Origin of the sequence: Bacillus sp. TE8-1 (assembly GCF_008368855.1) — a bacterium.
GTDB lineage: Bacteria > Bacillota > Bacilli > Bacillales > Bacillaceae_G > Bacillus_A > Bacillus_A cereus.
Genome location: NZ_QPET01000032.1, coordinates 107951 through 120515 on the forward strand (window position 1 = coordinate 107951; position 12565 = coordinate 120515).

The following is a 12565-nucleotide window of genomic DNA, read 5'->3' on the forward strand; positions in this document are numbered from 1 at the left end:
TGATTTGAAATAGAAAAAGGTAAACGAACATATTAGCTTTATGGAATATGTTTGTTTACCTTTTTTTGAGAGATTTAATAATTGGGGATTATTTACTGCCTAATGAATTTATAACATTCAATGAATTTGTTCTTCATAAACATTAGATTTTGTGTCAAATGATTTATACATTGCCGAAACACCTATGTATATTTTATTCTACAGTATTTATAAAAGAATGTTGGCTATTCATAAGAAATATGATTGGCACGGTTTTTGCTTGTATTACATGTAAGGAAGGGAGATTGTATGTAAGGAATCTGTACTCGTAATAGTATAAAACAAGCTACTATTGCATTATTAATCATAGTTGTATTTATAGGGGAACTGTAAATACATACAAATAAGTGGTTTTTTTGATTTTAAAATTCTGAATTTTCATTTAAATAACTAGGGGGCAATGGTATGGTTAAATATTCGAAAATTTCTAAGTGGATTCTTGGTGTTGGACTAGTGACAATAACGTGTAATGGTTTGCAAATTCAAGCAGAGACAAAAGAGAAAAATGTGAAGAACGTATTACAAATGGAGCCGGTAGGAATACAGAAATCTGTTGATGAATTGGCGCACCCTTCAAAAGTACAAGAAAATGAATCTTTTACAAAACGGTTAAAATTAGCGGATTTATCGCAGCGTCCACTAGCACCAACCGATAATATTAAGCCGTTAGCTGAAGAAAAAAAGTATTCGATGGCTGAGTTAAATCAATTAAATAATAAACAATTAACTGATCTTCTTGTGACAATTAAATGGTATCAAATTCCGGAATTATTTCAGTTTAATAGTGATAGTCTTAAATTCTATCAAGATGATAGCCGAATGCAAGCGATTATTAATAAACTAGCAGAACAAGGACAAGCTTATACGCAAGATGATTCAAAAGGGATTGAAACATTAGTAGAAGCTCTACGTGCAGCGTTTTATTTAGGTTTTTACCATGATGAATTAAGCAAACTAAATGAGCGTAGCTACCATGATAAATGTTTACCAGCTTTAAAAACAATTGCAAAAAATCCAAATTTCAAACTTGGTACATCAGAACAAAATAAAGTAATTGCATCATATGGAAAATTAATTGGAAATGCATCAGCAGATGTTGAAACGGTTTTATATACAGGTGAAATTTTTAAACAATATAACGATAATCTTGCAACTTTCATTGAAGACCGAACAAAAGGAGACGCTATATATGAGTTGATGAAGGGAATTGACTTTGATATTCAGACGGATATGTACACGACTGGAAAAGAGCCAAAAGATACGATGTGGTTTCGGAATATCGATAACTTTATTAATGAAGTAAATCGTTTTGCACTACTTGGTACAGTAACAAATAAAAATGGATGGTTAATTAATAATGGAATTTATTATGCTGGCCGATTGGGCAAGCTTCATAGCACGCCGACAAAAGGACAACAAGTTGTTACAGATGCAATGCGAATTTATCCATATTTAGGAGAGCAATACTTTGTTGCGGCAGAACAAATTACTACAAATTATGGAGGAATAGATGCGAATGGAAAAACTGTAAATTTAGATCAAATTCGGGAAGAAGGTAAAAAGAAATATTTACCGAAAACGTATACGTTTGATGATGGAGCAATTGTCTTTAAAGCTGGGGATAAAGTTAGCGAAGAGAAAATTAAACGTCTATACTGGGCGGCAAAAGAGGTGCGTTCTCAATTTTATCGTACAGTTGGTAGCGATAAACCACTTGAAAGTGGACATGCTGATGATGTGTTAACGATGGTTATTTATAATAGCCCAGATGAGTATCAATTTAATCGTCAACTGTACGGATATGAAACGAATAATGGTGGGATTTATATTGAAGGGACAGGGACTTTCTTTACATATGAACGTACACCAGAGCAAAGTATTTATAGTCTGGAAGAATTGTTCCGCCATGAATTTACGCACTACTTACAGGGAAGGTACGAAGTTCAGGGATTATGGGGCCAAGGGGAAATGTATCAAAATGAACGTTTAACATGGTTTGAAGAAGGGAATGCAGAGTTCTTTGCAGGTGCAACGCGATTAGATAGTGTAGTACCGCGAAAAAGTATAATTGGTGGGTTATCTAATGATCCTGCAAAACGTTATACAGCATCACAAACATTAAATGCGAAATATGGAACGTGGGATTTTTATAATTATTCGTTTGCACTGCAATCATATATGTATAATAAGCGCCCAGAAATGTTCGATAAAGTACATGATTTAATTCGCGCAAATGATGTTTCAAGTTACGATGCATACCGTGCTACATTAAGCAAAGATAATAAGTTAAATGAAGAATATCAATCTTATATGCAAATGCTTATTGATAATCGCGATAAGTATACAATTCCACAAGTATCAGATGAGTATTTAACTCAGCATGATCCAAAATCGCTTTCGGACGTTACTTCAGATATTACGAATGAAGCGAAATTAAAAGATGTGAAAGTAACAAAGAATACATCACAATTCTTTAATACATTTACACTACAGGGGACATATACAGGAAGTGCGGCTAAAGGAGAAGTTGAGGACTGGAAAGTGATGAATGAAGCAACAAATGATATGTTGAAACGTCTTTCAGGAAAAGAGTGGACAGGATATAAAACATTGACTGCTTATTTTGTAAATTACCGTGTAAATAATGCTGGGCAATTTGAATATGATGTTGTGTTTAGCGGAGTGAATACGGAAGAAGGTACGGCTGTAGAAAAAGAACCAAATAATTCATTTGAAACAGCAAACCCACTATCTTTGAATATTTTGTTAAGAGGAACCTTGAGCGATCAAGATCAGGGGGATAAATTTGTTATTGATGTAAAGGATCAAAAAGATTTACAAATTTCTGTTACGAACGAACAAAATCTTGGACTGAACTGGGTATTATATTCTGAATCAGATTTAAATAATTATGTAGCTTATGCAACAAAACGTGATGGAAACAAATTGCTTGGAAATTATAATGCAAAGCCAGGGAAATATTACTTAAGTGTATATAAGTATGGTGGTGGAACAGGGAATTATACGGTACAAGTAAAATAGTTTACTATAGTTTGTTTTGAAAGGCTACTTATCGCATTTTTTAGCGAAATAAAGTATTTAATGTTAAACATTAAACTAATTCAACATATCCCTGTTCTAATTATAGAACAGGGATATGTTGGCTTTATATTTTCAAATTAAATAACCTCATTGGATTTTGACAAGAAAATAATTAATATAGAGTTGAATTCTCATTCGTAAAGCATGTTTTAATCTTCTTAATGCTCTTTCATTTTTGTCTCGATTTTTGTTTTCAAATCAGTGGATACTCGATTGAAATACCCCAAAACGATCTTCCTAATATCATCGGATATAACTTTCAAATCACTAGCTAAGTTTTCAGCGAGATGTTCTTTTTCTATCGGCTGTAACTTCGTGTAAAATTCACCAGCCTGCGTAAAGTCATCCTGTTTCGTTATAGAAGTTCTTTCAAGTTTACCTTCAACGTACCTTCCTTCACCGGTTGTAATTTGATTAGCAGGTGTCCAATCTTGCTGCTGGTTAATCGTTAATTTGCGAAATTCGGGACCAATTCTTCTTCTTTGTGAATCACTGTAAATGTTAGCGCGCCCTTGCAGCATTTTATCATCTGATAACTCAGCGCCTTCTAGCAAATTAGAAGGAGAGAAGGCGACTTTTTCTACTTGTTCCATAAAATTTTCAGGATTTTTATTTAATACCATTTTCCCGACTGGTATGAGAGGATACGTCTGTTCATCCCATACTTTTGTGTCATCTAAAGGATCATAAGAAAGATGCGCTTCATCTTTCGGATCCATGAGCTGGACGTATAAACCATACTCCACTGGTTTACCATTTTCAATAGCATCATATAAATCTTTCCCGCTATAATCAGGATTTTCGGCAGCTAGTTTAATTGCTTCTTTACTAGTAATGTACTGTACACCTTCAAACGGGTACCAATGATACTTTACATACTTTCGATTACCTTCCGCATTTCTCCATACATATGTATTAACACTATGTCCTGGAATGTGGCGAAGACTTTTGGCCGTACCATTATTAGAGTATAAACGGACAACAAAATGAATAGATTCAGGTGCTTTAGCGACAAAACTCCAAAATCTATTAGGGTCTATTAAATTATTTTTAGGTGAAGGCAATAATGCTTGAATCGTTTCAGGGAAACGCATCGGATCGCGAACAGAAAAAACAGGAATGTGATTACATAAAAGGTCAAAAATGCCTTCTTTTGTATAAAATTTTGTAGAAAAACCGCGTACATTTCTAGCAGTATCCGGTGTTCCTTTCGTACTAACAGCTAACGAAAATCGCACCATAACAGGAACTTTTTCATTAGAATTTTGTAAAAAACTTAATTTAGTATGTTCAGACATCGAATATATCGTTTGAAAATAACCGAACGCACCAAATCCTTTTACATGAACAGGTCTTTCTAAAATTTTTTCATGAATAAATTGTTGTAATGACTCATGCAGTACACTATCTTGCTCTAGTACGGGTCCACGTGAACCAACTGTTTGAGAGTGAAATTTAGCTGGTTCAGTAAGTTCTCGATGTTTATTAAAGTCTTCTTCTAATAATTCTTTCCTATGTTTATCATATTTTTCATTCATCGATATAGCCTCCAAATTTTTTCGTCGATTGTTACTAAATATGATTTTATAGTCTCGATTATGTATGACATACAAAGTTCAAAGCAGTAACATACCGCTAGATGAAAAAAACACATATGTAGTGGACCTGTTGAAATAGAAGAAATTATGGAAAAATGAATATCGGGAAGAGAAAGCACACGTTTTAATAAAAAATGTGGAAGAAAACCACTATTAAAGTTTCAATCTTAAAACTTAATTTATAAACGATTATATAGAGAATGAACGTTAAAAAAGGAAAAATAACTAGGAGGAATTTAACATGTCGGATTGGTTTCAATTAGATAAAGAATATATGATGTCTACATATTGTCGGACAGAGGTTGCAATGGAAAGAGGAGAAGGATGTAAACTATATGATGTAGATGGTAAAGAGTATTTAGATTTATTTTCTGGCGTAGGAGTAAATGTACTAGGATACAATCATCCTAAAATTGTACAAACGACAATGGAGCAAGTTGTGAAATCGTTGCATTTACCGTTTCATTTCTTAAACCCAGTTGCAATTGAGTATGCAAAGAAATTAGTAGAGTGTACTTTAAAAAGCGGAAAAGTCTTTTTTACAAACTCTGGTACGGAAGCGACAGAAACAACTTTGAAATTAATTGATAAATATAGAGCTAATACGAATGAAGAACGTGAAGGAATTGTAGTGCTGAAGAATAGTTTCCATGGGCGTACGTTAGGGGCACTTCATTTTACGAGACAAGAAAGTGTATATCAAAATTTCCCTAAAACATTGATTCCTGTATATGAAGTAGAGCGCGAAAATATAGACCAATTAGAGGAGACTATTATTAAAGAAAAACCAATTGCGATTATGCTAGAGCCTGTTTTAGGAAGTGGAGGAATTTATCCTTTATCAAGTGAATATTTACATGGTGTTCAATATTTATGTGAAAAATATAATGTACTTCTTGTCGTTGATGAAGTTCAAAGTGGTATGGGTAGAACGGGAAAACTATTTGCTTATCAAAATTTTAATATTACACCAGATATTATTCAAATTGGTAAAGGAGCAGGAGGCGGGATACCGCTAGGAGGAATTATTGTAGGCAAAAAGTTATGTGATGTATTTTCACCAGGAGATCACGGGACAACGTTTGCTCATTCATCAATGGGAACAGCTTTAGGGTTAACGGTATTAAACACATTGATTGAAGATGGTTTAATGCACGAAGCGTATGAAACGTCACTATATTTAAATGATAAATTACAAGAAATTCAGAAAGAAAACTCTTATTATATTCAGGAAGTACGTCATGCTGGTATGATGTTTGGAATTAGTCTGAATGATACGAATGAAAATGTGAAGAAATTACAGGTTGAGCTAATGAATAAAGGAATGTTAGTCGATGTAACACAAGGGAATATTATTCGATTACTTCCGCCGTATATTATTACGAAAGAGGAAATTGACGCATTTATGAATCAGTTTATTATTTGTTTAGATAAAGTTGCTGCTGTAGTAAGTGCTTAAAAATTAAAGCTATATTTTATAAAAAGTGCACTCTAATTGTTAGAAGTAGTTTTACAATTGGGGTGCACTTTTTATAGTAGAATTTTATTTATTGATATTTGGTTGGTGAGGAAAAGAGAAAGTAAATGTGTAAAGATAGTAGATAAAACGAGTGGTACTAACAACTAATGATAGAACGTTTTGAAAATAATAGCATACGAATATATAAATAATAAGAATGAGGTGATATATTGGAAAATAATGATATTCAATTTACTTCTTTACAAATGAGAACGGATAAATATGGTTGGGCTAGTATTCAATATACAAATAAAAAGCAGGCTATCTTATATACTCGAAACGGAGGAGTAGAATGGGATGTTGTCAATCCTCTTAATTCAATTGTATTATTTGGGTATCCAATAAACGCTCGAAGCTCTTGGGCATATGGTTTAACAAAAAAGAATGACGATTTATTGCCAGCTATATTTTATACAGTTAATAGAGGAGAAAGGTGGAGTGAGTTTATTTTACCGGTTGAAGAAGATTGGGAGAAATCGACTGATGTTCAAGTACAATTGCATGCCGCGAATATGGATAGTATATGGATTGTATTGTCTAGAAAGCTTGCATCAAATAAATTTGAACATAATTTATACTATATGAAAATGAAAGGGAGAGTATGGAAAGTAATTAAAAATATAAGTATTAGTGATAGTATTTCAGGAATAACATTTATAAACGAGTTAGTTGGATTTATTTCATTACACAAACAATATGAAACATCAGCGGTATTTAAAACAATAGATGGTGGGGCAAGTTGGCAGCCTATAAAAGATATTCCAAGTCTTGAAGGAAGTAATAATGAGACTTCTATGGCTTATAAAGCAATCTATAAAAATAACTTGTTAGTAATACCAACTAAAATGAATAATGATGTATTTTTAATGAATTACTCATTTGATAAGGGGAATTCGTGGCATATTTCAAATAAAACAATAAATACTAGTAAAGCGGCTGTTTCTTTTTTTAGTTCCTATTATGGCTGGGTTATAAATAGTGAACATGGAAGTGTATATCAAATAATAAAAAAAGGAGCAAAATGGATAAAGGTATCAAGTAATCCATTGCTGAAAAATGTATTTTGTTTACATTTTTTTAATCGGCGTAAAGGTTGGGCGTGTAATAAAAAAGAAATATTTACTACAAAAGATCGCGGTATAACATGGAAAAAGGTAGTATATAAAATTAATAATATTGATAAATTTATTTAAAAAGTCCTAAAGAAATTAGGACTTTTTTTGTTTTTTATGGTGAGAGTTGTAACAAACAATGATAAGAGAAAGGAGGTAAGTGCATAACTTATATTTTCAAAAATAGACGTTTGTTTTCACACAGTATAATTCACTTTTGAATATGTTAATAAAGTAGCAAATTCATAGGAAATGGTAATACTTAATATTTTATGTCACATGATGTGTAAAGGGGGCGTGTAATGAAATCGTTAACGGTTATTATTTTGTACAGTGAAAGAGAGCAAATATTAGAAGAGTCAATTCAATCTATATGGAAGCTAAATCCTCTTGAAATTATAATTTTCGTTCCTAACGATAGAAGTAATTTGTATGAAATAGCAAAGAAACATAAATGTCATATTGTTTTTATGGACAAATATAATAAGCATTATGATGGATATGGAGCTTGTATAAAGGCAGCAAAAGGAGAAGTTTTATTATTTTTAGATGGCAATTTTTCGTTATCCACAAATGAAATGCAGAGATTTATTGAGCCAATTGTTACAAATCAAGCCGATGTAGTTTTAAATAAAATAGATAAATTGATAGAAATAGGTAAATGTCCAAATATGGATATTGTATGGAGAAAAATGTTAAATGAAATTTTAAGTCGACCAGATTTAAAAAGCAATTCAATACTTTCGTTACCATATGCGCTTACGAAGGAAGTAGTGGAAAATATCGGCTTTAATTATATGGAAGATATCGTTCTATCTCATATGAAGATTGTGAATCAAGGGTGGCGGATTAACGATCAATATGCAATCAATACGTTATCTAAAGATGAGACTATAGAGGAAGGAGGATATTTAATAAAAAAAGAGTTATCCAAAAATGAAAAAGAGAAAGTAGAAAGATATTTACGCGGTATAGCTAAATGGATAGAGAAAAAAGGAAGAAGAGTAGGGTTTACTGATGCAGGAAAAAGAAGAGATATTGTTCAAAAACTAGGTGAATGTAAGCGATACCCTTCCTATCATCAGGGCTGGGGAATGCATTCTTCAATTTATAACGGGAAACAACTTTCTGTCATTATACCGGTACAAAATGAAGAAGAGACTATAGAACAAGTAATACTTGAGGCGAGAAAAATAGAACCACTAGAAATCATCGTCGTTGTAAATGGTTCGACAGATCAAACGGCTAATATCGCTAAAAGACTTGGTGTTACTATTATTGAATATAACGAACGACTTGGTCATAATGTTGGACGTGCTATTGGAGCGCTTGAAGCTACAGGAGATATTCTTTTATTTATTGATGGTGATTTTAGTGTTTCAGGAAGTAATTTGCATCATTTTACAAATGCAGTTTCAGCTGGTGTAGACATAGCATTAAATGATTTGAATCCGATGTTACACCCTCCGTTTTATGTTGTAGACGTCGTAAAATATATGCTTAATTTAGCATATAATCGTCCAGAATTAAGCAATGGCTCATTAGTAGCAATTCCACATGCTATGAGTAGATCATGTTTAGATGCAATAGGCTGGGAAAGCTTACTATGCCCTAGTCTTGCACAAGTAAAAGCAATATTACAAGGGTATAGAGTAGAATGTGTACATTACGTTGATGTTGTAAAACCGAATAGAATTCGTTTAATGGAAAATGTAAGTCACAATGGGCATCCTCCAGCAGTATTAAGAATAATTGGTGATCACGTTGAAGCTCTCTCTTACTTGATAGAACAACTCGAAATGGATGGAAAGGGTGATTAAACTGTTAGACCAGTATAAAATAATTAACATTTCATATGAACAATTATGGCAAATGGATTTTCAAATTACAGAACCATTTATACTCAAGGTTGATTGGGATAAAGTAACGTATGAATTTTTAATTCGTATTAAGCCCGATGCTTTTAACACTATTGTTTTTGGATCCGGAGCAGGTGGGTTTCAAGAACAGCCAATTGGTCCACCTATTTTTCATCGACATTCTTGGATGGATGAATTTGAAGATACTGTTATATATTATAATGACCCTACGTTATATCTTGGAAAATTATCTTTAGGTTGGGGACAGGGAGAGTTAAATAGATTTTATTTACAAGATATAGCAAATATTTTAGAAATAGTATTTGTAAAGTTAAAAGTTGATTCGAAAAATGTGTTGTTTTATGGCAGTTCTGGGGGAGGATTTATGTCTTTAATTTTAGCTGGATTCGTTAAGGGCTCCACAGCTTTCATTAATAATCCTCAAACAAATTTATTAAAATGGATACCTGTACCAATAAATCTAGTTTTCGATTTGTCTTATCCAAATTTATCAAGAGAAGAAGTTGAAGAGAAATTTGGCGAAAGAATTAATGTTGTGAAATTTTTTAATCACATTAAATATGTACCGAATATTTATTTTTTGCAAAATTTCGCGTGTGAATTTGATGTGCAAAATCATTTACTACCATTTATTTCCGAATTAGAGCAACTTGATAAAGACACGGAAGTAAATCAAATTATAATTGACTTATATTTTGATAAAAAAGCAGGGCATGCAGCTGTAGGAAAGAGTGAAACAATTGAATATATAAAAAAAGTAAAACCTAATCAGACTGTAAAAGAAGAACAAAAAGAAGTGGACCTATCAGTTGTTATAGTTTTAGGAGAAGAAAAATCAAAATTGAATCAAATTTTAAATAAAGTGCAGCATATAAAACCACTAGAAATTATTATTGTAGCTGATGATAGAATGAGTGCGATACAATCTATACCAACATTTGTTGAAAGTAACGTTGTTGTGATTGAGGAGAAAAGTAAATGGAAAGCACCAGTTCATGGGGCAAAAGTCGCCAATGGTGATGTAGTCTTATTTTTAAATGGAGAAGATGTTATTTTTTCGGTAGAATTAGAACGATTTATAGAACCGCTACTAAAAAAGGAACAGGATGTAATTTTAAATAATATAGACTGGGTTTGTTTTGAAAAGATGAGAGTAGAATGGCCAAGCGTTGCTATGGTGTATAGAAAAATAGTAAACGATGTATTGGGGCGTATGGATTTAAAATATGATTCGATGTTATCTATGCCATATGCTATTACTAAAAAAGCAATTGAAGACATTGGATATGATATCTTGCAGAACCCTATTCTGTCCCAAGTAACTCTTATTGAGAAAGGGTGGCGACTACAATCCTCGTCAGCCATCACTAACACCTCCTTGAATAATATGCCTGCAAACAAAACCTCTTTCTATAAAAATGGATTAACTAAATTAGAAGTATATGAGATTAAAGAAAATATAAAAGCTTTGGAGAGTTGGTTACAACGAAAAGATGATAGAGGTAATTATACAGATGGAGGAAGAAAAAGAGACATTATAGAGCAGTTAAAAAAACAAAAGAATTATTCACGTTTCCATAAAGGATGGGGAATGAATTCCTCTATTTATAATGGAAAACAGTTATCAATTATTATACCAGCACAAAATGAAGAATCAACGATTAAAGAAGTTATTCTTGAGGCAAGAAAAATTGAACCAAAAGAAATAATTGTTGTCATTAATGGGTCAACAGATCAAACAGAAGCAATTGCTAAGCAATCAGGGGCAACAGTAATTGTTTATGAAGAAAGATTAGGGCATGATGTAGGACGGGCAATTGGTGCACAAGAAGCGACAGGAGATATACTTCTCTTTATTGATGCTGATTTTGCTATTCCAGCAAAAGATCTTCATCCGTTAACGCAAGCTGTTGCGGATGGTGTTGATATGGTTTTAAATGATTTAAATTTAAATCTTAGATTTCCTCTATATATTGTAAGTTTATATAAATATATGTTGAATATTGCTTGTAACCGTAAAGATTTAGGGGTAGGATCTACAATTGCTGTTCCCCATGCTATTAGTAGAAAATGTTTAGAGGGAATTGGCTGGGACACTCTTCACACAGCGTGTGTTGCACAAGTAAAGGCAATATTAGAAGGGTATAAAGTCGAATGTCTCCATTTTGTAGATGTAATGAAACCAAATCGTATTCGGCCACAAGAGCATTTTGCGACGATAGGACATCCACCAGCTGTATTGAGAATTACTGGGGATCATTTAGAAGGACTTTCATATTTATTGAAGAATAAGGATTTTAAAGATTTATTTTAAAAGGTAAATTTGTCTATTGAATGAGTAACTTAAACATTTCATTTATGCAACTTGACGATATTTAGTATTGCAATGAAACTAAAATCAAAAATTTTTATTATTTTTAGCTCAGGTACAAGTGAAGAGCATGTTTCACTGACTGATAGTAAATGAACAAGTAACTAAAAGGTAAAGGCTTCTTTATATATATGAAGAAGCTTTTATCTTTTTTATTTTAAGTATGGAAGGTAAAGGGTAAATAAAGTTGTAACGGTATTTTTATTTTTGGATAAATTGATATTAGATATAAGAAAGGAGGGAATATCTTGTCTTGCATCAATAAAAGTTGTTTTCATATTTCTTTAGAAACTAAAGTCAATCCAAATGGTGGGGCAGAAATATTCGTAAGGTGCAATGATGAATGTTTATCTAATTTTAATGTAATACCGTTTATTGCATGTGTTTCTATTTCAGTAAAGGATGATTTGAGTTTTTTAGTTGATTTAGATAGTTTAATAAAACGTTAATTTTCTATGCAGTTAATAATAAAATAACATCTAATTTATAAGACTTAGTAAGAGAGTCGTGTCCGAATTTAATTAACTGCATATATTGTTAAAAGAAAGGAGGGAGAGTTATGGCATGTACTACGAATAATGTTTGTTTAGATGTGTGTCTTAAAATTACAATTACCCCTGGTAGTGGAATTGATGCAGTAGTCGATTGTGGAGGCACATGTGGGACAAGTCCTACTATTGTAATTAGTCCTAGTGGATCAATTGTTATTACTTTACCATTAGTTGCATGTTTCTCAATTGCACTAAAAGATGATTTAAGTGTTGACTCTTCATTAACAAGCCTCTATTTTCAAACTTCTTAAGAAAGATACAGAAATGAAAAGCCTGCCTGCTACTTTTCTTTTGATCTAATGTAAAAATAAAAAAGATGGTTACAACCATCTTTTTTTATTTTGCTATATATTTAAAATGAATTTATATATTATTTGGTGGTAAGAATATACA

General features: G+C 32.2%; 8 protein-coding genes. 7 read left to right on the top strand and 1 reads right to left on the bottom strand.

Annotation, left to right across the window (positions count from 1 at the left end; genetic code table 11):
- Positions 1-444 precede the first annotated feature (444 nt).
- Positions 445-3081, top strand: coding sequence for a collagenase ColA (gene colA / locus DN404_RS26535; protein WP_149215654.1), 2637 nt, complete (start codon positions 445-447; stop codon positions 3079-3081).
- A 218-nt stretch (positions 3082-3299) separates the two neighbouring features.
- On the opposite strand, the gene DN404_RS26540 is transcribed toward colA, so the two are convergent.
- On the bottom strand, positions 3300-4679 hold the full coding sequence (locus tag DN404_RS26540; RefSeq protein ID WP_006917939.1) for a catalase: 1380 nt from the start codon (positions 4677-4679) through the stop codon (positions 3300-3302).
- A 301-nt stretch (positions 4680-4980) separates the two neighbouring features.
- Between DN404_RS26540 and DN404_RS26545 the strand changes: the two genes are divergently transcribed.
- The 6 genes from DN404_RS26545 to DN404_RS26570 all read left to right on the top strand — a co-directional run bounded on the left by DN404_RS26545 (position 4981) and on the right by DN404_RS26570 (position 12423).
- A complete protein-coding gene (locus DN404_RS26545; RefSeq protein WP_001286471.1) occupies positions 4981-6198 on the top strand; it encodes an aspartate aminotransferase family protein in 1218 nt (405 codons plus the stop codon).
- A 230-nt stretch (positions 6199-6428) separates the two neighbouring features.
- Positions 6429-7451, top strand: coding sequence for a hypothetical protein (locus tag DN404_RS26550; RefSeq protein WP_000429619.1), 1023 nt, complete (start codon positions 6429-6431; stop codon positions 7449-7451).
- 221 nt (positions 7452-7672) lie between these two features.
- Positions 7673-9190, top strand: coding sequence for a glycosyltransferase family 2 protein (locus DN404_RS26555; RefSeq protein WP_016122731.1), 1518 nt, complete (start codon positions 7673-7675; stop codon positions 9188-9190).
- Between the two features lie 52 nt (positions 9191-9242).
- The gene (locus tag DN404_RS26560; protein ID WP_149215661.1) at positions 9243-11564 is read left to right on the top strand and encodes a glycosyltransferase; all 2322 of its coding nucleotides are present in this window, start codon (positions 9243-9245) and stop codon (positions 11562-11564) included.
- Between the two features lie 305 nt (positions 11565-11869).
- Positions 11870-12070 (top strand): hypothetical protein, encoded by a 201-nt coding sequence (locus tag DN404_RS26565; RefSeq protein WP_001277646.1) that lies wholly within the window; start codon positions 11870-11872, stop codon positions 12068-12070.
- Positions 12071-12180: 110 nt separating this feature from the next.
- Entirely contained in the window at positions 12181-12423 is a 243-nt protein-coding gene (locus tag DN404_RS26570; protein ID WP_000752474.1) for a hypothetical protein, read from the top strand.
- Positions 12424-12565 lie beyond the last annotated feature (142 nt).

Coding starts and splice junctions, on each gene's coding strand:
- colA (WP_149215654.1), top strand. CDS start 445: ATGGTTAAATATTCGAAAATTTCTAAGTGGATTCTTGGTGTTGGACTA.
- DN404_RS26540 (WP_006917939.1), bottom strand. CDS start 4,679: ATGAATGAAAAATATGATAAACATAGGAAAGAATTATTAGAAGAAGAC.
- DN404_RS26545 (WP_001286471.1), top strand. CDS start 4,981: ATGTCGGATTGGTTTCAATTAGATAAAGAATATATGATGTCTACATAT.
- DN404_RS26555 (WP_016122731.1), top strand. CDS start 7,673: ATGAAATCGTTAACGGTTATTATTTTGTACAGTGAAAGAGAGCAAATA.
- DN404_RS26560 (WP_149215661.1), top strand. CDS start 9,243: ATGGATTTTCAAATTACAGAACCATTTATACTCAAGGTTGATTGGGAT.
- DN404_RS26570 (WP_000752474.1), top strand. CDS start 12,181: ATGGCATGTACTACGAATAATGTTTGTTTAGATGTGTGTCTTAAAATT.